Source organism: Agrobacterium sp. LMR679 (assembly GCF_027157905.1).
Classification (GTDB): domain Bacteria; phylum Pseudomonadota; class Alphaproteobacteria; order Rhizobiales; family Rhizobiaceae; genus Agrobacterium; species Agrobacterium leguminum.
The window spans coordinates 690,488-713,655 of the sequence record NZ_JAPVOJ010000001.1 but is presented as its reverse complement, the minus strand read 5'-3'; the positions used below and the strand labels follow the sequence as shown (position 1 = coordinate 713,655).

Here is a 23,168-nt window from a genome sequence, read left to right as displayed (position 1 = left end):
TTTTGCCAATCCGATGTTACCGGTTTGCGTTATCGGTGTCTGGCGCGAGGCAAACTTCGTTTCGATACTTCCGACCTTCTTCACTGTTCCATGGTTGTAAGGAGTCCGGAATGTCCGAATACGACTGGAGAAATCCCGCTGCCTATGCCTACATGAACGATTACGACGCTGAAGGATTTGGCTGCGAATATCTGCGCCGGAATGAATATTTCTACAAGGAATACATGACAGCTTCCGAAGACGGCGAAGTGAACGACGCTGTTGCTTCTAAGTGGGGATTCGATTTCGCTCCCCAAAACGACCTTCGCATGGAACCGGCGCTGTGGACCCCCGCCGCCTTTCCCCGCGTGCTTCAGCTGGTTCTGACGACGAGGAACCCGCGCCGGTCGAGCGAGGCTATACCACTTTCACGCTTGTCAGGGGCCGATTGCCGCGCCACCGGCGATGACCTCTATGTTCTGTGGAAACCGGACAAGCATCCACACCGGCTGATCGTTGCCGATGGTCGCCGGGATGGATATTTCAATGCGGTTCTCCTGCCATTGGACGAGTCTTTCGAGACCCGGCTTCATGCGGCGGGGCGTTTCTGGCGACAGATGAGCGGACGTCCACCCGGTCCCGACTACGGCGCTTTCCCGCCGCGAAGCCGGCAGCTTGCCATTCTTACCCTGCGGATATTCGATGCCCGCAAGGCAGGCGCATCCTACCGTGAAATCGCCAACGCCTTGCTGTCGAGCACACCGATTGCACCGCGTGACTGGCGCGATCACCCCCTGAAACATCGCATTCGCGAATTACTGCGCAAAGCCGACCGCATGATCTATCACGGAGGCTATCACGATCTCCTGTTCTATCCGCACCGGCGAGGGAAACGCCGGTAAAGAAGGACGGTCAGGGGTAGGAAAACACTACCCCCTGTTTTTTGACATCCCTTCGGCGTCGGTAATTCCGGCACCGTCCGTTTTGTAGGTCCCAGTAGGTCGGGACCGCACCGGAACAAGACGGAGCCGAAGCATGACCGACAAGAAAATCATCGATCCGAAAAATCCACCCCAGCGTTTCCTCTCCACCAAGGAAGCTGCCTTTATCGTGGGCATCTGCAAGCGGACGCTGGAAAAGCACCGCACCTACGGCACCGGCCCCAAGTACCGCAAGGTCGGGGGCCGCATTCTTTACGATATAGACGATCTGCGCGCATGGACGGAGATCGGCGCGAGAGTATCTACAACCGATCCCATCGACAACTTCATTCGGCCTGCAAAACGGCATGCAGCACTTGCACCGCGCTATGCGGGCAAGAACTGACATGGCCGGAGCAGCGGCGACGATGCGCAACTCCCCGGCCAGTTCGCAGCAACTCGAACTGTTTCGACCATGCGGCGGCGACATAGCGACCCGTGACGCGCAGGATCTCATGGCATGGCCGTTCTTCTCACTGGCCAAATCCCGCCGCGTGACACCGATCGACTTTCGCATGGGCGATGTGTCGATCTGCGTCGAGGCCACCGCCGAACATGGTATGGCGACGATATGGGATGCCGATATCCTGATATGGGCGGCCTCGCAGATCATCGACGCCCGCGACAAGGGCTTGCGCACGTCGCGCTTCATGTCGGCCACGCCTTACGAGATTCTATCTTTTATTGGGCGCACGGATTCCGGACCGAACTACGGCAGGCTGAAAGCGGCGCTCGACCGGCTGCAGTCCACGACGGTCGTCACGTCGATCCGACAACCGGACGAGCGCAGGCGGCATCGTTTCTCTTGGATCGCCGAATGGAAGGAGCGGCTGGACAGGGCCGGCCGGTCGCTCGGCATCGAACTCATCCTAGCGGACTGGTTCTATGCCGGCGTCATCGACGACGCCCTGGTTCTCACCATCGACCATGCCTATTTCGATCTCACGGGTGGTCTCGAACGCTGGCTTTATCGTCTCGTGCGCAAGCACGGCGGTCGCCAGACATGGGGATGGAGCTTCGATCTCGAACACCTGCACCTTAAATCCGGCAGTCTGTCCCCCTTTCGCCGCTTCCGTTTCGAGCTTCGCGCGATCGTCGAGCGCCAGCCCTTGCCGGGATACCGCCTTGCACTGGCCGACGATCCGGACGGGCGGCAACGGCTCACCTTCCGCCCCGAACCGTCGAAGCGGATCGTCACCCCGCGCAAGTGGGCAGGAGGTGGGCGATGAATCTCATTGCACGCGCCCTATCGCCGCTGTCCGGTGGACAAGCTGTGGATGGAGCCGATCTATCGGGAACGCCCAAACCCGTACCATCCGGAACGCGATTCCCGTCCTATCCGGAACGATGCCCTCTCGTAACTATCGGATTCCAAAGGCGGAATCCGACCCCTTCTAACATTACTAACATAGAATCCTTCGGATTCTTCCTAACATACCCGCCTGAACATCGAAGCTGTGGAGGGCCATTCGCGCCTGTCTTCGGCCCTCAAAGACGCGGCTGGAGCCGGTCAAGGACTGAATGGTTCTTTAATTCGTGGCCTCGTGTTCCTTTAATTGTGGACTGGCTTGTTGCTCAGTTTCGGATTCAAGGAGAAACGAGAGCAGCACTTGCAACGCCCTTCCTCGGGAGGGTTGACCGATGAAGGCACGTCCTTCCTCTCATTGCACGCTGGTCAATCTGACATGGCGGGAGAACCGCATCGAACAGCGCATCCATTTCGGGCGGATCGCTGAAGAGCAGCGCATCGACCGTCATCACCGCGTCGTCAGTTTCGATCCCGGCACCATCTTCGCCTTCGTCAGATGGGCCGCGAATGATTACGGCACCGTCGTTTCCCGTATCGACATTCTTCGCGCCGTCGTGCCCGGCGAAAGTTATCAGACCGTACCGCTGGTCAATCCGGGCGGCGAAATCCTGCTGCGCGTCCATGGCTGGCCGAAAGTTCAGAAGGTGCTCGACGCCATAGACGCGATCGAGCGGCTCGGCATTGATCCGGCCGATGTCGCGCCGGATCACTGGCGGCACATCCATAACCGTCTCACCGTCAACGAGGCGTTCAGCGCGTATAGCCGCCAGCAGCATCGTGCCTGGCTGATGCGCCGGGAGTTTCAGTCATGACCGGCCGCCGTATGACGCTCCTGGCAATGCTGGTGGGAACCGTTCTGATCGCGCTGCCGACCTGGAACCGGCCTGCCATTCGTGTGATTTGGAACGCATCGGCCAGCGTGCCGGTCGGCCTCTACCGGATCGTCCCCGCCGGCCAGCTCGACGTCACCGATCTTGCCGTTGTCATGCCGCCCGACGATCTGGCCGGCTTCCTCGACGAACGCCGCTATCTGCCAAAGGGCCTGCCGCTCCTCAAGCGCGTGCTGGCCCTTTCCGGAACGACCGTCTGCCGCAACGGCGCGGAGATCGCCGCCTACGGCATGACCTACGGGCAGGCTCGCGAGCGCGACGGCCAAGGCCGTTCGCTGCCTGTTTGGCAGGGCTGCCGGACGCTTCGCGCCGGCGAAGCCTTCTTCATGAACTGGGACAATCCCGACAGTTTCGACAGCCGCTATTTCGGGCCGCTTCCGCTCTCAACCGTCGTCGGTCGGGCAATCCCGCTCTGGACCACCGACGATCCCGATCCGGCCGCGGGCAGCTTCCGCGAGCCGGTTTCCGACGAGCCGTGAACGGCTCGTTTCTCCAACCGTGAAAGGAACAGACATTGGTTCAGATTGGAACCTTCACCCACAAGGCCGACGGCTTTTTCGGTCGCATCCGCACGCTTACCCTCGACGCCGAAGTGACCATCCTTCCCATCGATGAGACGGACGCCGAGAATGCTCCGAACCATCGAATTTTCGCCGATGGCCTCGAAGTCGGTGCGGCATGGGACCGAACCGGCGAGCGCGCCGGTGCCTATCTCTCCGTCACTATCGACGATCCTTCCTTTGTTGAACCGATCCGTGCCCGCATGTTCGAGTCCGACACCAAAAAGGATGTCTGGAATCTTCACTGGACGCGCAAGACGCGGCGCGACGAACAGGCGTGACCCTCATGCGCTGCCATCCTCCTCGCGAATCTTCAGGCTCACTCCCCTTGATCGATCGAACGCCGATCACTCCCCTCGATCCGATCGCCTATCGGGCGGCCGTCGCGCGCAGCGGCGGTCAAGGGCGACGGCCTGTTTTCCGGAGAACGGACACGTCTTGCGACGATGCCCGTCCGGAAAATGTTGGCCGGCGGCGAAGCCTTGCCCTTGGCCAAAGCGAGCACGATGGCAGACTGATGGGCAATCGGGACGGCGGACCATGCGCCGCCATTCCTGCGATCATGGTGTTGTTGGTCGCAGGCACCATGATTGTCACGCTGCCATGCGTGGCAATGGCCGATCCTCTGACGAACGATCGACCGGTCGCGCGTTCTGTCGTGGTCCCTGCATCGTACGATCCGTGGGCCAATCATATCACGGAAGCGGCGAAGCGTTTCGCCATTCCGGAGCGCTGGATACGTGCCGTCATGCAGGCCGAGAGCGATCATGATCCGCGCGCCATTTCGCCAAAGGGTGCGATGGGCCTGATGCAGATCATGCCCGCCACATGGGCGGAATTGCGCACTCGGCATGGACTTGGCGACGATCCCTATGATCCCCGCGACAACATTCTGGCGGGCAGCGCCTATCTCGCGGAACTGCACGATCTCTACGGTTCTCCCGGTTTCCTCGCCGCCTACAATGCCGGTCCCGGCCGCTACGAAAAGCATCTTGTCACCGGCGATCCATTGCCCGCCGAGACGGTCGCCTACATAGCGAAGATCGTCCCGCAGATCGACGCGGACGCCGCCGTTGCGTTTCGCACGGCGGATCGTCCAGCGCGCTCCGAATGGTCCGTCGCGCCGCTCTTTGTCGCGCGTTTGATGGTCCCCGCCAGCGAAGATCGGACGGCGGACGATCTGCCTTCCATCCGATCGTCCTATGGCAACACGATCATCGATCTTTCGGCGCTTGCGCCGCTGTCCGATGGTCTGTTCGTGCGCCGATCCGAGCAGCAGGAGGCACGACCGTGATTTTCACCATTCAAGGCGTGAGGGGGCAGATAGGCCAGCGGGAAAGGGAAGGCAGGATAAAGGCGGCAGGGTGCGGGCGGTCGGTTGGCGGATTTCATCGTGATTTCAAGGGCCTATTTTTCATTCCACAGGGTGTCGCCTGTTTGACACCCTTCTGCATCCCGCAACTATCTGTTTTTGCTCCATTCTTGCAAGGTTTGAGGATGTAAATGGCCAAGGATGATGATTTTCGGGTCCGTCCGGGGCGCATCCGCTCCCGCAGCAGCCAGCGGGCCAAGCCCTTTATCGCGCAAGTGCTCGCGGCGTCCCATCGCGCCGGAGGACCGTCACCACGTCGCTCGGCCACTGCATCCACTTCCAGGGGTCCGCGCCGAAGTGTAGGCCGGGGCAAAGCCGCAACGCTTGCCGCCAATCGCTTTCTCAACAACCGCGCGCGTGGCGTCGTCATCAAGGCGCGCGTCGTACGCAACACGAAAGGCGTCCGTTCGCTCGCCGGTCATGTCGCCTATCTTCGGCGCGAGGGTGTCAGCAAGGACGGTGAGGCCGGCCGGCTGTTCGATGCCGATCACGACGACGCGAATGGCCGCGACTTCGCGGAGCGATGCGGAGACGACCGGCATCATTTCCGGTTCATCGTCTCTCCCGATGATGCGATAGAGCTGGGAGACCTCAAGACCTTTGCCCGCGATCTAATGACGGACATGGAGAGCGATCTTGGGACCAGGCTCGATTGGGTCGGCGTCGATCATTGGAACACCGAGCATCCCCACCTGCATATCCTCTTGCGCGGCGTTGCCGACGATGGAGAAAATCTGGTCATCGACCGCGACTATATTCGTGAGGGCATGCGCAGCCGCGCGCGGGATATTCTCACCCAGGAGCTTGGCCCGCGCACCGATCTCGACATTCGCCGCACCATGGAACGGCAGATCGACACCGAACGCTGGACGCAGCTCGACCGGGCGCTTGTCCGGCAGGGGGCTCTGGAGAACGGTGTCATAGATTTGCGACCCGATCCCGACCACCGGCCGGACGAGTATCATACGCTGAAGGTTGGCCGTCTCCGCAAGCTGGAGAAGCTCGGCCTTGCCCATCCGGCCGGTGAGGGCCAATGGATCATCGATGACAAGGCGGAAGCTACCTTGCGTGAGCTGGGCGAGCGTGGCGACATCATTAAGCGTATCCACCGCGGACTGACCGAAGGCGGGATCGACCGCGCCGCCTCGGATTATGTTTTGGCCGGGGAGGGGACCGAAAAGATTGTCGGCCGGCTGGTTGCGCGCGGGCTGGACGATGAGCTTTCCGGTTCCGCCTATGCCGTGATCGACGGCGTTGACGGCCGCACCCATCATGTGCGCCTGCCCGATCTCGACGCGGCCGGTGATAGCGCTCCCGGCTCGATTGTCGAACTGCGTTCCTATGAAGACCGCAACGGCCGTCGTCGGGTGACGCTGGCCGTTCGCTCCGACCTGTCGATAGAAAGCCAGATACATGCCGATGGCGCCACATGGCTCGATCGCCAGCTTGTCGGCAATGCTTCCGCCGAACTTGCCGATGGCGGCTTCGGCGGCGAGGTGAAAGCAGCCATGGAAGTCCGCACCGAACGTCTCGTGGAAGAAGGGCTGGCGAGCCATGACGATGAAGGCGTCACCTTCAGGCGCAATCTTCTGACCACCCTGCGCCGGAAAGAGCTTGAGCGTGTCGCCGGAAACCTATCCGCAGATACCGGCCTCCCGTGGAAACAGGCAGAAGCCGGCGAGCATGTTTCGGGTATCTATCGGCAACGCGTGACGCTGGCCTCCGGCCGGTACGCGATGATCGATGATGGTCTGGGTTTTCAACTCGTACCGTGGACGCCGTCGGTCGAACCGTATCTGGGGCGTCAGGTCAGCGGCATTGCCCAAAACGGCAGCGGTGTCGATTGGTCGTTCGGGCGCAAAAGAGGAATCGGCCTTTAGATTGGTGATGCGGACTCGCGGATGGCAATGGAAACGTGATATGATTATGTATGATCAGATCATACAGGAGGGCTTTATGGCTCGTAGTTTCACTCTCGGAGATCACTTCGACAAATTCGTGGATGCGCAGCTCCAGACCGGGCGTTTCAATAACGCCAGCGAGGTTATCCGCGCCGGGTTGCGACTGTTGGAGGAACAGGCGGAAGAACGGCAATTGCGTGTCGAGGAAATTCGCCGCTCCATCGAGGAAAGCCGCGCCGGCGGCAAGACCGTTCCAGCGGACAAGGTATTCGATGCGCTGGAGGCCCGTATAAAGGGTATGGCCGGCTGACGTGGTATCTCGTTCCCTCCATTTTGCAACCCTCGCCGAGCAGGATCTGACCGAAATCGCTCTCAACATCGCCGCCAACAATCCGGCGCGTGCATTGTCATTTACGGCCGAGTTGCGCGCTCATTGCAAGACGATTGCCGACAATCCGGAAATCTATCGCTTACGCGAGGAATATGGACAAGGCGTGCGTGTCGCCGTTCATGGACGCTACCTGATTTTCTACGCCGAGCGCGAAACAGGCGTCGTGGTGATCGAGCAAATCCTGCACGGCGCCCGTAATCTGGACTGGCTCGACCTGTAAGGCCGACAGCGAAAATCGCCTGTCTTTGTAGGTCGGAGCGCGAAGCGCGATAAAAGCTCCTTGAAAGCGCGTCCGTCAGGCATCCTTTATTTCTCCCGTCATTTTTTGCGGGAGAAGCCTTGTCTGCTACCAAGATCCTTTGGGGTCCGATACTGACCGTCGTGTTCATTGTGTTCGCCTCCATCTGGAGCGCGACGCAATGGACCGCGTGGCAACTTGGCTTTCAACCCCAACTGGGTGAGCCTTGGTTCGAGATCAGCGGTATGCCGGTCTATCCACCACCGGCGATTATCTGGTGGTGGTTCTTCTACGACGCCTATGCGCCGGACGTCTTCATGACGGGCGGGACCATCGCGGCGTCTGGCGGTTTCATCGCCATTGTCGTTGCCATCGGCATGTCCGTATGGCGGGCGCGGGAGGCCAAGGATCTCGCCACCTACGGTTCGGCCAGATGGGCGACCGAACAGGAAATCCGCGACGCCGGCTTGCTCGGTCCGGATGGCGTGGTGCTTGGCCGCTATAGCGGCGAATATCTCCGCCATAGCGGTGTCGAGCACATACTTTGTTTTGCCCCGACGCGCTCCGGCAAAGGGGTCGGCTTGGTCGTGCCGACGCTGCTGGCATGGCCGGGAAGCTGCATCGTCCACGACATCAAGGGAGAGAATTGGGAACTGACGGCTGGCTGGCGTTCCCGCTTCGGTCGTGTCCTGCTGTTCGATCCCACCAATCCGGCATCCGCAGCCTACAATCCCCTGCTGGAAGTGCGCCGGGGAGATGCGGAGGTTCGTGATGTGCAGAACATCGCCGATATTCTTGTTGATCCCGAAGGCATGCTGGAGCGCCGCTCTCATTGGGAGAAGACCTCTCATTCGCTGTTGGTTGGCGCGATCTTGCATGTTCTCTATGCGGAACAGGACAAGACCCTGGCCGGCGTCGCTTCCTTCCTGTCCGATCCGAAGCGACCGATCAGAATCCACCTTGCGCGCCATGATGCTGACCAACCATCTTGGCGAGGCCGGTCCGCATCCCGTCGTCGCTTCCACTGCCCGCGAACTGCTGAACAAAAGCGAGAACGAACGGTCAGGTGTTTTGAGCACGGCCATGTCGTTTCTCGGACTTTACCGCGATCCTGTCGCGGCGAAGGTCACGTCCCGCTGCGACTGGCGCATTGCCGATCTCGTATCGTCCGACAAACCGGTCTCGCTCTATCTCGTCGTGCCGCCATCGGATATCAGCCGTACCAAGCCGCTCATCCGACTGGTGCTGAACCAGATCGGGCGCAGATTGACGGAAGACCTGCACGCGAAGGATCGCCACCATCGCATGCTGATGATGCTCGACGAGTTTCCCGCCTTGGGCCGGCTGGACTTCTTCGAATCTGCTCTCGCCTTCATGGCGGGATATGGAATCCGTGCATTCCTCATTACCCAGAGCCTCAACCAGATCGAGAAAGCCTATGGGGCGAACAACAGCATACTCGACAATTGTCATATACGCGTCGCCTTCTCCACGAACGACGAGCGAACAGCAAAAGGCTCAGCGATGCGCTCGGCACCGCCACCGAAATGCGGGCTATGAAGAATTATGCCGGCCACCGGCTTTCGCCCTGGCTGGGGCATCTCATGGTCTCGCGGCAGGAGACCGCCCGAGCGCTGCTCACACCGGGAGAAGTCATGCAGCTTCCGCCGACCGACGAAATCGTGCTCGTGTCCGGCCTGTTTCCGATTAGGGCGAAGAAAGCGCGGTTTTTCGAGGACGGACGCTTGGTCGAACGTGTGCTTCCGCCGCCTACGGTTTCACCGGGTGCTCTCGGCAATGCCGGTTCGGGCGATTGGGCCGGCCGTGTCGTCGCTCCTCCGCCTGAATCGTCTGCATCGTCCTTGGGCACGATGCTGCTGGCATCGCTGGACGAGAGCGAGACAGCCAATTCCGGCCCTCGCAGGGAGCCGGAATTGCCCGAGCACGAGGATGTCGACACCGCTCCGCCCCAAGAGCCGGTCAATGAATTTGAACTACCGGAGGACGGTCCCGACGACGAGGGGATACGGTCCCGCGCCTTACGTCGTCAGATGCTCGGCGTGGCACGTCAGGTTTCGCTCGATCCGAACGATGGGCTGGAGCTGTAAAACGCCATGAAAGAACAGCTTTCCATATACCTGGAACCCGATCTCCTCCGCGCCGTGATTGCCTATGCCGATCGGCACAAGGTCTCGAAATCCGTCGTTGCGGAAGCGGCTATCGCATCTTTCCTGTCGCCGGATACGGCGGAACGGCAGGAGGCGGCGGTTACTCGCCGGCTGGATCGGCTGACCCGTCAGCTTCAGCGTTGCGAGCGTGACATTGGAATTTCGGTCGAGACGATGGCACTGTTCGTCCGCTTCTGGCTGATCTCCACGCCATCGCTTTCCGAAGCCTCACAGGCCGCCGCTCGAGCCAAGGGGCTGGAGCGTTACGAGGGCTTTGTCGAGGCGCTCGGTCGACGACTCGCAAAAGGACCAAGGTTACGGCAAGAATTACCGGAGGATGTGGAGTGATCTCACCAAAAGCATTCTCTGATCGGTGACGAGCACATTGAAATTCCGTAACTTAGGGCTGGACGAATTTTTGATAGGGGCTTAGCGTGGTGCTATCCATCGGTGGAAATGCGCCCCGTATAAGGTCTCTTATAGCAGCAACAAATGCATCCGCCTAGCACTCAGCAGTGCGCCAGGTCATCGGCAGCAATCGCGTTGACAACTTCGATGATGCCATGAGGACAGCAACGGAAACGATGTGAAATGGCCCCCGAGAGCCCCGGACTTTCGGATAGGTGGGATGAGTATGGAATACCAGCTCCCGTGCATCCTTGAAGGTGCGGTCAGCCGCGGCGAACTTCCTCATAATACGGTGTTAAAACGATTTAACGTCGTTTAAATTATTCGTTATTCAGCTTTTTTCTAAAATAATTTAGACACTTATAAATAACTGAAGATCACAGGATAAACTGCGTCGTACCACAATAACCACACCCAAAATTACTAAAAGTTATGCAGCGTATGCCACCAGAGCCATTGACGGCCTTACACACGGTATGATTTCTTAACAGCGCGCTCTAATTGAGTTGGTTGCAACTTCTCTCGCAACCCGAGCACATAATTCGCCAAATCGGCGCTTGCGTAAGTGCATGAAAGGGCAGTTCTTTTCTGCCGAATCTTTGAATTCTAAACGCAACAACATCCCTTTATGGGCGCGCATCCGTGCGCTCCTTAGGGCCCTGCAACTATTGGGAAATTCAATGAACGTTCTTGTCCGTGATGAAAGCCTGGATGAAGTTCTCGACGCATCCATCAGCCGCAAGGCCGAGCCTCTTGCAATTGTCGGTATGAGCTGCCGGTTTCCGACAGACGCGGATACACTGGAAAAAATTCTGGCAGCTTCTGGTCAACGGCCGGATCACGGCAGGAGAAATACCGCAAAGCCGATGGGAAGCTTATGCCTCCTCATCGCCGAAAGTGATTGCAGCTCTGTCCTCTGCGACGCGACACGGCTCCTTCCTTTCTGACATCGAAGGCTTCGATGCCGACTTCTTTGGCATTTCAGCCCGCGAAGCAGAATATGTCGATCCTCAGCAAAGAGTTATCCTCGAACTGAGTTGGGAGGCTTTGGAAAATGCCGGAATTCCTCCGTCATCGCTGAAAGGCAAGGATGTCGGTGTTTATGTCGCAGCCAACTCCTTCGATTTCGGCCACCGGCTCATGTCCAATCTGGCAGAAATACAGCCATGGACCATGAACGGATCGATGCTTTTCGCGATTGCCAACAGGGTGTCTTATGCTCTTGATCTTCGCGGACCGAGCATGGTCGTTGACACGGCCTGCGCGGGCTCCCTGACGGCATTGCATCTGGCATGTCAGGCACTTTGGAGCAACGAGATTCCTCTCGCGATCGTCGGAGGCGTCAACATCATGTCCAATCCCGGTATGATGCTCGCTCTCGATGCAGCAGGGGCAACGGCAAAAGATGGGAGGAGCAAGGCATTCGACCGTGGAGCCAACGGATATGGCCGCGGCGAAGGTGCCGGACTCATCGTGCTCAAGAAAGTGTCAGAAGCCAGGAAAGCCAACGACCGGATTCTTGCCCTTGTGCGCGGTGGCAGCGTTTTCCAGGATGGCCGTACTGCCGGAATGATGGCACCGAATCCCGAAGCACAGGAAATGATGCTTCACAAGACTTATGAACGCTTCGGAATCGCTCCCTCATCGATAGCCTATGTCGAAGCGCATGGCACTGGGACACAAGCCGGTGACAAAGCAGAAATCGGATCGCTTTCCAAAGTGTTCGGTCCTGATCGGAGCGAACCGTGCCTGATCGGTTCCGCGAAACCCAATATTGGCCACCTCGAAGCGGGTGCCGGCATAGCTGGTCTGATCAAAACCGTTCTGGCTTTGGAAAACGGAACCATTCCGCCGAGCGTTCATAGCGACCTGAACGATCAGGTTGATTGGGCCAGATCCGGGCTGAAGGTTGTTTCCGAACCAACGCCTTGGCCTAAAGGTGATGATCCGCGCCGCGCTGGCATCTCGTGCTTCGGTGTCGGCGGAGTTATTTCGCACACGATCATAGAGGAAGCTCCCGCCGATCCTGAAGAAGAAAGGGCACCTAAAGCATCCGCGCCTGGGTATGAATACCCGATGCAGGTATTTCCAATTTCTGCGAGATCTCAGGCAGCATTGAGAAATAACGCCGCCAGGCTCGGCGGATGGGCAGCCGAGAACCCTTCGGCCAGCTTGTCGTCGATCGGCTATACGCTAAGCCTGCGTAGAGATCATTTGCCGAAGCGCGCAGCGATCGTCGCATCCTCTCGTGATGAATTCCACGAAAAACTGAATCTGCTATCAGTGGAAAGAGACAGCGATGGCCTTATCCTTGGCGAAAGCACGGCGGGCTCGGAGAAAGGTGCTGTCTGGGTATTTTCCGGGCATGGAGCCCAGTGGGAGGGAATGGCTAAAGAGCTTTTGTCGACCAATAGCATTTTTGCCAACAGCATCGACCAGCTTGGGCCGATTTTCCAGCGCGAACTGGGCTACACCGCGCGTCAGGCAATAGAAGAGAGCGACTGGAGCACCGTCGAACGCATTCAGGCTTTGACTTTCGCAATACAGATCGCGCTTTCACAGGTCTGGAAGAGTATCGGCTTGCAACCCGGCGCAGTCATCGGTCATTCTGTCGGCGAGGTTGCGGCAGCCGTGGTGGCTGGCACCCTGGACATTGAAGACGCGGCGATTTTCGCCTGCCGCCGCGCCGCGATCTATCAACGTCTGGCGGGAAATGGCGCAATGGCCATGGTACGCCTCTCATTCGATGAGACAGATCGCAAACTCGCCGGCAATGATCGGGTTGTGGCGGCTATTGCTGCAAGCACAAACGCCACGGTGATTTCCGGCGACACAGACGTTTTGAACCAGATCATTGCCGCTTGGAAAAAGATCATATCGTGGTCCGCAAGGTTCCCACGATCGACGCGGCATTTCATAGTCCGCAGATCGATCCTCTGGTCGACGATATTCGCGATGCGGCCCGGCATTTGGTTACTCACGAATCACAGGTGCCGCTTTACACGACCACTCTGGATGATCCTCGCGCATCCGACGATCGAGGGGCGGACTTCTGGGCGACCAACTCTCGCGGCGCTGTATTGCTCGTCGGAGCGGTCGAAGCTGCCGTTGAAGACGGCTTTAGCGCTTTTCTTGAGGTGTCGACGGCCCCCATTGTTGCTCCTTCCATTCGTGAAACACTCGACGCATCTGGGCGTGACGAGATCACGGTGGTTGCCAGTTTGGCACCCAACAAGCCGGAAATTGCGACCATCCTGAACTCGTTGGGCAAGCTGTTTGTCTTCGGATGCCCAATCGATTGGAGCAAACTCTATGGCAATGAGGACCTCGCAGCCCTACCCACACAGGCATGGCAGCATCGGACTTTCTGGCCAACGACAGCCATAAACGGCAATAGTCGAGGATTTGGACACTCCCCCGCCACGCATACATTGCTCGGACAGGCCGAATATGTCCGTAGCTCCCCGCCTCTAACCGTATGGCGCACACAACTTGACTTTTCGACCAGACCTTATCCCGGTTCGCATCCCCTCTTCGGAGTCGAAATCGTCCCGGCAGCGGCGCTCCTGTATTCGTTGATGTCGGCGGGAAAGAAAAATGGGCGTCTTGCAGCGCTGGCCGATATCGGTCTGCATACCCCAGTGCCCGTTGATAATCCGCTTGAACTGCAAATTGTTCGGCAAGGTGATGCTATCAGCATTTCTACACGCCGCGAGGATGTAGACACGGACAATTCATGGTCGTGGACCACACATACCGTTGCCCGTGTTGAAGAAGCTCCTGCGTCCGAACCGGCTACATACGATATCGACCGGCTCAGGCAGCGGTGCGACGAACTTTGGACCTGGGATAAGGTCGAAGATCTGTACAAAAAACGCGGTATCGGTGGATATGGCTTTCCATGGCACATGCTCGAACTGCATCGAGGCAATGGGGAGATCTGGGCGACCTTCACTTGCGGCGAAGCCGATGCCGGGCAGCAGCGTAGCTGGGCGGAAGTGCTCGATGCCGCGCTCACGATATGCCCTCTTCTTCTTCCCGACGACGAATTGCTGCGTATGCCATCGAGAATTGGGCATGTCACGGCGTCTGGCCCGCTTCCTGAGCGCTATTTCGTGCATGTCGCACGCCACGAGAATAGCAGCCCCAACAGCGACGATTGCCTGCTCACCGTCCAGATTGTCAATGAAGATGGTCAACAGATCGGGGTTATGGACGGAGTGTTATTCGGTGTTCTCGACGGCGCCCGCAGCTTGAACAGTCGCGCACAGGATATTGTTTTCCGCGAGATATGGAGACCTGCTCTGGACAGCAATGCTGATGGCGCCGTTCTTGGCACTGTTATTTTCGTGGGAACCAGCGATGACTGCCCCACAGCTATTATCGAAGCCCTGAAGGCTCAGAAAATCCCCTTCGGTTTCGTGAATACCTCCTCGAACCTCGTGCCTGTGGAGGGGGCATCCGTCGTCGTGCTCGGAACCGGGTTGCGTAATGACGAAACTGTCGAGCAAGCAGCGGAGCGAAACGCCTGGACGTTGATCGACGCCGCCCAAAAACTGACATCAAATGAGTTTCACAGCGTCCGAATGCGGCTGCTTTGTATCACCCAAGGAGTACGCTCCGCAATAACAGAAAACGCGCTTGCCCAAACGACTATGTGGGGTAGCGCGAGAATTATCGCCGGCGAGCGATCCGACCTTTGGGCTGGCCTGTATGACCTTCAGCCCGATCAGCTCGATCAGGCTGCCGCTACCGCTCTCTTAAAACGAGCAGCCTCAAGCATAGACGAAGACGTCATCAATTTCGAAGATGGGCAATTCTGGTCCCTACGATTGGTTGCTGCATCGTCTGAAATGGCACAAAATCCTCATAAGGCAGAGACCCGGCAAGATGGCTGCCGCAACAATGCAACCTATCTGATTACAGGTGGTCTCGGCGCCTTGGGACTTGAGGCAGCACGTTATCTCACAAGCCGAGGAGCCCGTCGCATCGTGCTTGCCGGACGAAGCAGCCTGCCGCCAAGATCGGCATGGCCGAAAACTGACGATCCGATACATCGTTCAATCATCGACACAATCATGGAGATCGAGGACAGTGGCGCCACTATTACGACTGTGAGTGTAGACGTTTCCGATCTCGATGCCTTGCAGACGGCAATCGAAACACTTTCCGTCTCGCTTCCTTCCATTAAGGGAATTGTACATGCTGCGGGCATCTTTGAAGGAGGCATGATCGGGCAAATCGAACCATCATCCGTTACCAGAAGTTTCGCGGCAAAAGTTCACGGCGCCGCAAATCTGCATCGCCTCTTTCCCGCTGGTTCGCTCGACTTTTTCGTGCAGTTTTCATCCTCCGGTCAACTCGGCCGGCTGACCGGACAATCATGCTATGCCGCCGCAAATTCTTTCCTCGACGGCTTAGCCAGACATCGGAATGCCTCCGGCACATCGGACTCCATCAGTCTGGGTTGGATGGCCTGGCGCGGCATTGGGATGTCAAAATCCATCGACGCAACGATGGTCGAAGCCAGAGGCCGGGGCATGGATGCTATCGATCCAGCCAATGCCTTGAAAGCTTGGCGCTATTGCGAAGATTCCGACGCGGTCTACGCAGCGATCTTTACTCCAGCAATCGAAAGCGGCCTCTCACCTCTGCCTCTGTTCAGCGAGCTTCTTCCAACGGACGATAACGAAGCTTCCGGTGAAAACGATGCGTCCGAGATTCCCTCAGAGAACCGTTTCGACTGGCTGGTCGGGGATATTCGGCGCCTTGTATCGACCGAACTGAAGGCAGACGAAGCCGATCTGGAGGTGAAACGGCCACTGATCGATATGGGTGTCGATTCCTTGATGACGGTTTCGCTGCGCGTGAAGCTTCGCAAACGATACGGATTCGAGTTTCCACCGACACTGCTTTGGAACAGCCCGTCGGTCCATGCGATCGCGCAATTTGTCGACAAGAACCTGCAAAGTCAGCCCGAACACGCGGATGCGTGACAAAGAGGAGACCGGGAAATGATGGAAATCGTCAAGAGGATAAGCCTGTCTGCATGTTTCATGCTCGCCTTGCTCTCACCGGCTACGGCGCACGACCCGAAGGGCACTGTGATTTCGCCCGATGAAGGAGAACGCCTTGTGCGGCGATGGGGCTATTCGTTCCTCATGAAGCTTGATGAAAAGAACGGCGGCGCAAAACAGTTTGTCGTTGGTTCCGAAATCCTGCCACCGGGCAAGTCCGTCCATGTGCATAAACATGATTATGCTGAGGAACTCCTTATCATCAATTCCGGACGCGGAACCGCCATTCTCGGCGACCGAAAGGAACCCGTCGGACCCGGCGATATTGTCTTCATACCGCAATATTCATGGGCTGGCTTGGACAATACGGGCACTGAAAATATCGATTTCCTCTGGCTGTTCCCCAAACCTGGCATCGAGAAATATTTCCGCGACACTTCTGTACCGGACGGGCAGGAGCCGAAGGTGCTGAGTGATGAAGAACTAGATCGAATCCGCGCTCTTCATAGCGAGTTTGTCACCTACAGGGACGAAGATCTCAAAGACTATACAGCGTCATCTGCATCCGACTAAGTTGGTACAATCCAGAATTGTTTTGCTGGAGGACTTTCAATGCATGCGCATTTTCCGATAAAGGGAGTGGTCTACCCATCTGAAAGCGAAACAATCGCCGCGTTTAACAATGGCTCGGCGCTTGCCGAAACTGCGGGGGCCTGTTGAGGCGACGCGCGGTTTCCCTCGCTGACAAGCCTTTTCTTGTATCCGACAATGGGGTGCTCCGTTACGCTGAATTCGATGCCAATACCGAAATTATCGCGGCCGCCTTGCTTCGCAAGGGCTTGCAGCCCGGCGACCGGGCCATCTTCCAGATGGGAACGATCGAGGAGACACTCAGTGCCCTCTTTGGGTGCTACAAAGCCGGCATCATTCCCGTGTGCACTTTGCCCCAGCATCGCGAGCATGAAATATCAACGATGATCGCACTGACAAAGCCCCGTGCCTATTTTGTTCAAAGCGACTTCTCCCCCTCCTTCAACTTGTCGGCGTTCGCGACGCAGATGACAAAGAAATACGGGAATATCGAGTCCGTGATCCCGACCGGGAATGTCAACGGATCTATATCCGATCTTTCAGGTTGGATTGATTACCCGACCGCAAAATCAATCGTCGAAAACATCAAAGTCAGTCCATGCGACGTGCTGACATTCCAGCTTTCAGGCGGCTCGACCGGCGTACCGAAGATCATCCCGAGATTTCACGGCGAATACCTCGGACAGGCGAGCAGCATGGTGCGCCGTCATCGTCTGTCCCTGTCCGAAACTGCCCTTTGGCCGCTTCCTCTCATACACAACGCTGCCATGGTGTTAATGGTGTTTCCGATCCTCCTTGCCGGCGGAACTCTGGTTTTGCAGCGCAAGTTCGATCGGGACACCTTCCTAGATGCGATCGAGGCCCACAAAATCACATATGCCGGCAGCATCGGTCCGATCGCGCAAAGCCTTTTGGATGTTCCACATTCATCGAAACGCGATCTGGCTTCAATGCGCATGTTTTTTGTGTTGGATCGCGCCGACGCGATAGAACGCCATCTCGCGGTCCCCACCACCAATCTATACGGGATCACCGAAGGATTGCTGATGACCGGTGCTCCAGAGGATACGGAAAAGCTCCGGTTGCATTCCAGCGGATACCCAACGGGTCCGAACGACGAAGTACAGGTTCTCCACCTCGATGGCGAGAAAGCCGTTAGCGAGGGCATGGAAGGAGAGCTGTGTTTCCGTGGGCCGCATATGATCCGCGGATATTTCGACGCGCCCAAACTGAACGCTGGCACTTTCACCAAAGGGGGATTTTTTAGAACTGGCGATCTGGTGCGCTGGAATCACATCGATGGCAAAGTCTCATATACCTTCCTTGGCCGCCTGAAGGATAACATTTCCAGAGGAGGCGAAAAGTTCGCAGCGGAAGAAGTCGAACGCAAGATTGTCGAACATCCGTCCATTCTGGATGCAAAAGTCATTGCGATGCCGGACAGGCTTCTCGGAGAAAAAGCATGTGCCTTTGTTATTGTCAGAAAAGGCTATCTTTGCCCTCACGTCGATGAATTGGGACGGTTCCTCACTGATTATGGACTTGCCCGTTACAAGCATCCAGAGCGCATCGAAATTGTCGATGCCTTTCCCGTTACGCGGGTCGGCAAAGTGGACAAGGCTGAAATGCGTAATGAAATCGCCCGTCGCATCCAACTGGAAACCGGAGCACTCGAAGTTCAGGAGGGCATATGAAAATCGCGGTAGTAGGGGGCGGTCCGGCTGGACTTTATTTTGCATCGTCGTTGAAGGGGCTTGCTTCTGAACACAACATAACCGTTTTCGAAAAGTCCCCAGGGGATTCGACCTATGGCTTTGGGATAGCCTTTTCTGATGGAGCGCTAAAATCAATCGGTAAGGCCGATCCGAAGCTATGCGGCGCAATCCTGGCGCATTCGGAACGCCTCGATACCCTCACGATTGTACATCATGGACAACGCGTTCCGGTTTCGGGCAACGTGTTCTTTGGAATATCGCGATTGAGGCTTCTGGAACTTCTGGCCGACAAAGCCCTCTCCGCTGGCGTGCAGATCGTCCGAAACCTAACCATTGGAAGCATATCCGAACTTGAGGATTTTGATCTTGTCGTCGGGGCTGATGGCGTCAACAGTCTGGTACGGCGGCAATTCGTAGAGACATTCGAGCCGGAGGCCACAGCCTGCCGCAATCTTCTAATTTGGTATGCGTGCGAACGCACAACAGATGGGATTGAGTTGCTATTTCACCAAACTGAATTTGGACTCTTCGTAGGCCATACCTATCGCTATCAATCCAATCGCAACACATTCGTTATAGAGTGCAGCCCGTCGACATGGCGCAAGGCTGGACTTGACAAAATGGCAGCGGAACAAAGTCGCGCCTTTTGTTCAGCGCTCTTTACCGACTTCCTTAAGGGCGGACATTTCATTGCAAACCGGTCTGTCTGGTTCACGCCGAAGCTTATACGGACAAAGCGGTGGTCTCACCAAAATATCGGCTTAATTGGCGATGCGCTGAAAACGCTACATCCAAGCGTCGGTTCAGGAACAAGAGCTGCAATGAAGGATGCCTTCGCCCTTGCAAGAGCATGCGCAGCGCGTGGCTCGGACCCTCATGGTGCCTTGGCTCTTTTCGAAGCTGAACACAGAGAAGGAGCAGAAGACTTGCAACAGTCGGCGCTCCACAGCATCGAATGGTATGAAACAGTCGAAGACAAGCTGGATTTGGCGCCGGTGCAACTTGCCTTCGATTACATGATGCGGACCGGAAAAGTGAATTCGCAGCGTCTTCGGCAGATGGATGCGTCTTTCGCCGACGCATGGGAATCGGCCGGGCGCATGGAGCCGTCCGATATCCGGAGAGAACTATGAATCTCAGCGCGCCAATCGAAAATATGAACGAATTGACGATGCCGCTCTCTGTTGGTCAAAACTTCAGCCGCAGTGTCGCCTTCAGCGCCGATAGTATCAAACAATTCGCGGTTATGGCCGGTGATCCAAATCCACTGCATCACGACGATGAAATCGCTAAGGCATCTCGTTTTGGCAGGTTAATCGCCGCCGGGACGCAAACCACGACGATGCTGGCGGGAGCGGTTGCGTGGAATTTGTGCCGTCTCAAACCGAGCCTCGGCTTGGAAATGTCATTCAAATTCCGTAGGGCCATCCTTGTTGATGAAGTGCTCAAGGCCAAATGGCAAATCACTGAAATTAAACATAATTGCCATTTAGGTGGTGACATTGTTACGATTGATTGCGAATTGCGCAATGAACACAACTTCCTGCTTGTCCAAGGCACTGTTGTCAGCTTGGTGATCGACTAGGCTGTAGTGATAATTTGCGACTCCACTGCCACGGACAGACCAATTCTGGAGCATTATATCCAACGGTTATGGTTCCAATCACTCATACTATATAGACCTGAATGTAGCGATTTGCTTTCCTCGCGAAGGTTTATGCTTCCTGCGAGGATCGTGAAAAGAGATGCGCATTAATAGACGTGATTTTATTCTCGGGACACCGCTTATTTTTGTGAGTTGCGCAACAAATGAGCAGCGACCTCCGACAATTACTGAGCCGCAATTCCTACGTCGCGAAGTAGTCTACCAGACAAGCGAGCGGCCAGGAACGGTTGTGGTTGATCCGGCAGCGGCTACGCCTGTTTGGTTCTGGAGAACGGGCGCGCGCTGCGGTATGGCGTCGGTGTTGGCAAGCAGGAAGCCTTTAATTTCCAGGGCGAAGCACTCGGCACGTTACCGCCCGTTGAAAACCGGCCCTCCGGGTGGAAGCGGCAATCCTTTGGCCCCCAGAGCCTTATATCTCTATCGCAATGGGCTGGACACTTATTTTCGCCTTCATGGCACGGTTGAGCCATGGACCATCGGCACTATGGTTTCATCCGGCTGCATTCGATTGCTCAATCTGAACATTATAGACCTTTATCGGCGCGTGCCGATTGGCACGAAGGTCGTAGTATTGCCGGCACACCCAACTGCCGCTGTCTAAAACTGGAACGAGGGATGAGCGAAGAAACGAAAATTAGGGGATAAAGATTCATGATCAGACAGAACCGTCGCGTTTTCCTCGCAGGTCTTGTTGGTGCCGCATGTGTCAGTGGCGGGGTTCGGGCTCAATCTGGTCGACCACAACCAGTCCCCGCGCATCGCCGTCCCATGTTCATCGAATGCGCCGCACTACACGTTGAGAATCTCCCCGGGATGCTGCTTTTCTATCAGCAGGTCGTGGGCCTTGAGGTCATGCGCCAGACTGAGAACGGAGCTCTACTTGGAATCGGAGGAACCAGCCTGATTGAATTGGAGCGGGAATCTGAAGCGCGTCCTGCTCCGGCAGGATCGGCGGGTCTTTATCACCTTGCTTTCGAGATGCCGACACGCAAGGATTTGGCACGCTGGGTTGTCCATGCCGCCACATTTCATTTTCAGGTGACCGGGCTTGCCGACCATCAGGTGACGGAATCCGTCTATTTGAACGATCCGGAAGGCAACGGAATCGAGATTTATGCTGACCGTTCCGAAGAACAATGGAAATGGAACGATGGCGAGGTTGCCATGGGCGTATTCGATTTGGACCTTGAACCGATACTGGAACTTGTTGATCGGAATAAGGACGACTATTCGGTTGCACCGGCGCGGATGCGTATTGGTCATATCCATTTAAGGGTAGGTGATCTGGGAATCGCGGAGGCGTTCTATTCAGGCCTGCTCGGATTCGAGGTGACTCGGCGCGCGCCGGGCGTCGTGTTCATGTCATCAGGCAGATACCATCACCATGTGGCAGTGAACATCTGGGATATTCCCGAAGCAGGACAGCGCGGAGAACGTGAACTTGGCCTGTCATGGTTTTCGATCGCGGTTACGGATCGAGCCATATCGGAAGATCGAAAAGCTCGCTTGCGCGTGGCCGGTGTTTCGATCTGGGAAATTGCAGAGAGATGGGAAATCGACGATCCATGGGGGAACAGGATTCGTTTTGTCATTGTCTGAAATCGCATGCCTATATGACCAACGGCCAAAATCCGCCGGCGATGCCAAAGCCAGGTTTGCTTCGCCCTGTGGTGCTATCCATCGTATGCGCAGATTTTTTAGATCATTAACTAGCTCAATTGCCTGCTTCGAACGCGTGATGTCGCCCACCGCTATCTTGCCTTCTGTCTGTCCCATCGCGGCGTCGAATTCATGGTTGCCCACGAGCTCCCCGGAAGCGCCAACAGTTCCGTGCGATCGAAAATACGTTCGCCAAGGGTGTTGATAATGGTGGTGTCGCGACTGTCACTGCATAACCAATATAGCTATTGGTTATGCAGCATATTACCACATAACATCTGGACATGCACGGCAAACCAAGCCTTTTTTCTGAACGGGTTTTGTGTGCCGGGCATTGGCGCACCACTCACCAAGTAATATGGAGCCTTCCCGATCATGACTGAACCTATACACCTATCCCGGCGCACCTTCGTTTTCGGTTCACTGTCCATAGCCTCTGGCCTTGCCGGATGCACAACCACAGACCCTGTTGCGCAAAATTTCATGGCACCAGTTCCGGTGCCGTCTCAACAGCCAGTTGAAACGCCGCAGGGTGATGAACTGGCAAGGCGCTACGCATCGCTTGTGGATGAGGGGCACGTCATTCCGGCTGTGCCTTACCAAAAAATGGACCCCAAATATTATCGCCAGAGGGTTACCGACCCAACGGGTGAGCCGGCAGGCACTGTTGTCGTCGATACGCCAGCGCGGTTTCTTTACCTCGTTGAGCCGGGCGGAACGGCAATACGCTACGGGGTCGGTATCGGGCGTACCGGCTTCTCATGGGAAGGAGAAGGCATCATTCATTGGCGGCAACATTGGCCACGATGGAAACCTCCGAGTGAGATGATCGCGCGCAAGCCCGAACTGGAAAAATATTCGGTCGCAAATGGCGGAATGAATCCAGGCATTGACAATCCGCTTGGAGCCCGCGCGCTTTATATCTTCCAGAACGGAGAAGATACTCTGTATCGCCTCCACGGATCACCGGAGTGGTTTTCCATCGGCAAGGCGACATCTTCCGGCTGCGTCCGTCTTGTTAATCAGGACGTGATCGATCTCTATGAGCGTGTGCCTTACCACGCTCGAATTGTGGTGCATCAATCCCCGATCGGCGGTCTGGCTTTGCCAGCCTAACCATTTTGAAGAGGAGCTGCCAATTTCGAGGAGGATATGTAAACCTCGATCTGCCGCCAGCCGATATTAGCAATAATGTGGATCGAGGTTTCTTTGTTGCGCACATTTTATTCCCATCACATCCAGAGAACGAGCTGTAGAAGCCGGAGTGATATGATCATCCTGGAACAGATCAGGAGCGGGATAAGCTTGAATGGCCCGATCAAAC

Annotated in this window: 19 protein-coding genes and 2 pseudogenes; all 21 read left to right on the top strand. The window is 56.8% G+C overall.

From position 1 onward, the window contains the following. The first annotated feature begins 110 nt into the window (after nucleotides 1-110). Nucleotides 111-881: a DUF2285 domain-containing protein gene (locus O3W47_RS03340; RefSeq protein WP_269312981.1), complete on the top strand. Its 771-nt coding sequence runs from the start codon at nucleotides 111-113 to the stop codon at nucleotides 879-881. Nucleotides 882-1,014: 133 nt separating this feature from the next. After that, the gene (locus O3W47_RS03335; protein WP_269312980.1) at nucleotides 1,015-1,305 is read left to right on the top strand and encodes a helix-turn-helix transcriptional regulator; all 291 of its coding nucleotides are present in this window, start codon (nucleotides 1,015-1,017) and stop codon (nucleotides 1,303-1,305) included. A gap of 1 nt (nucleotide 1,306) precedes the next feature. Then, nucleotides 1,307-2,188: a replication initiator protein A gene (locus O3W47_RS03330; protein WP_269312979.1), complete on the top strand. Its 882-nt coding sequence runs from the start codon at nucleotides 1,307-1,309 to the stop codon at nucleotides 2,186-2,188. Between the two features lie 412 nt (nucleotides 2,189-2,600). Beyond that, nucleotides 2,601-3,080: a DUF2840 domain-containing protein gene (locus tag O3W47_RS03325; RefSeq protein WP_269312978.1), complete on the top strand. Its 480-nt coding sequence runs from the start codon at nucleotides 2,601-2,603 to the stop codon at nucleotides 3,078-3,080. Next, entirely contained in the window at nucleotides 3,077-3,637 is a 561-nt protein-coding gene (locus O3W47_RS03320) for a S26 family signal peptidase (RefSeq protein ID WP_269312977.1), read from the top strand. The genes O3W47_RS03325 and O3W47_RS03320 overlap by 4 nt, the downstream gene beginning before the upstream one ends. 35 nt (nucleotides 3,638-3,672) lie before the next feature. Further along, entirely contained in the window at nucleotides 3,673-3,999 is a 327-nt protein-coding gene (locus O3W47_RS03315) for a DUF736 domain-containing protein (protein ID WP_269312976.1), read from the top strand. Nucleotides 4,000-4,376: 377 nt separating this feature from the next. Further along, on the top strand, nucleotides 4,377-5,012 hold the full coding sequence (locus O3W47_RS03310; protein WP_269312975.1) for a lytic transglycosylase domain-containing protein: 636 nt from the start codon (nucleotides 4,377-4,379) through the stop codon (nucleotides 5,010-5,012). Between the two features lie 209 nt (nucleotides 5,013-5,221). Beyond that, nucleotides 5,222-6,970 carry a relaxase/mobilization nuclease domain-containing protein gene (locus O3W47_RS03305; protein WP_269312974.1) on the top strand — a complete coding sequence of 583 codons (1,749 nt, stop codon included), beginning with the start codon at nucleotides 5,222-5,224 and terminating at the stop codon, nucleotides 6,968-6,970. 76 nt (nucleotides 6,971-7,046) lie between these two features. Next, nucleotides 7,047-7,301, top strand: a complete 255-nt coding sequence (locus O3W47_RS03300) for a type II toxin-antitoxin system ParD family antitoxin (protein ID WP_269312973.1) — start codon at nucleotides 7,047-7,049, stop codon at nucleotides 7,299-7,301. Nucleotide 7,302: 1 nt separating this feature from the next. Then, nucleotides 7,303-7,602, top strand: a complete 300-nt coding sequence (locus O3W47_RS03295) for a type II toxin-antitoxin system RelE/ParE family toxin (RefSeq protein ID WP_269312972.1) — start codon at nucleotides 7,303-7,305, stop codon at nucleotides 7,600-7,602. 119 nt (nucleotides 7,603-7,721) lie between these two features. Beyond that, nucleotides 7,722-9,728 (top strand): annotated as a pseudogene (locus tag O3W47_RS03290) (conjugal transfer protein TraG). A 6-nt stretch (nucleotides 9,729-9,734) separates the two neighbouring features. Beyond that, a complete protein-coding gene (locus O3W47_RS03285; RefSeq protein WP_269312971.1) occupies nucleotides 9,735-10,136 on the top strand; it encodes a CopG family transcriptional regulator in 402 nt (133 codons plus the stop codon). An 897-nt stretch (nucleotides 10,137-11,033) separates the two neighbouring features. Continuing rightward, nucleotides 11,034-15,764 (top strand): annotated as a pseudogene (locus O3W47_RS25345) (SDR family NAD(P)-dependent oxidoreductase); the annotation flags it as partial. A 47-nt stretch (nucleotides 15,765-15,811) separates the two neighbouring features. Continuing rightward, complete coding sequence (locus O3W47_RS25340; protein WP_442864613.1) at nucleotides 15,812-16,192, top strand: acyl carrier protein; 381 nt, start codon at nucleotides 15,812-15,814, stop codon at nucleotides 16,190-16,192. An 18-nt stretch (nucleotides 16,193-16,210) separates the two neighbouring features. Next, entirely contained in the window at nucleotides 16,211-16,786 is a 576-nt protein-coding gene (locus O3W47_RS03265; protein WP_269312968.1) for a cupin domain-containing protein, read from the top strand. 143 nt (nucleotides 16,787-16,929) lie between these two features. Then, a complete protein-coding gene (locus O3W47_RS03260) occupies nucleotides 16,930-18,498 on the top strand; it encodes an AMP-binding protein (protein WP_269312967.1) in 1,569 nt (522 codons plus the stop codon). Continuing rightward, on the top strand, nucleotides 18,495-19,652 hold the full coding sequence (locus O3W47_RS03255; protein ID WP_269312966.1) for an FAD-dependent monooxygenase: 1,158 nt from the start codon (nucleotides 18,495-18,497) through the stop codon (nucleotides 19,650-19,652). The genes O3W47_RS03260 and O3W47_RS03255 overlap by 4 nt, the downstream gene beginning before the upstream one ends. Then, a complete protein-coding gene (locus tag O3W47_RS03250; protein WP_269312965.1) occupies nucleotides 19,649-20,104 on the top strand; it encodes a MaoC family dehydratase in 456 nt (151 codons plus the stop codon). The genes O3W47_RS03255 and O3W47_RS03250 overlap by 4 nt, the downstream gene beginning before the upstream one ends. A gap of 160 nt (nucleotides 20,105-20,264) precedes the next feature. Next, nucleotides 20,265-20,786: a L,D-transpeptidase gene (locus tag O3W47_RS03245; protein WP_442864604.1), complete on the top strand. Its 522-nt coding sequence runs from the start codon at nucleotides 20,265-20,267 to the stop codon at nucleotides 20,784-20,786. Nucleotides 20,787-20,836: 50 nt separating this feature from the next. Next, entirely contained in the window at nucleotides 20,837-21,784 is a 948-nt protein-coding gene (locus O3W47_RS03240) for a VOC family protein (protein ID WP_269312964.1), read from the top strand. A 435-nt stretch (nucleotides 21,785-22,219) separates the two neighbouring features. Next, nucleotides 22,220-22,960 carry a L,D-transpeptidase gene (locus O3W47_RS03235; protein WP_269312963.1) on the top strand — a complete coding sequence of 247 codons (741 nt, stop codon included), beginning with the start codon at nucleotides 22,220-22,222 and terminating at the stop codon, nucleotides 22,958-22,960. Nucleotides 22,961-23,168 lie beyond the last annotated feature (208 nt).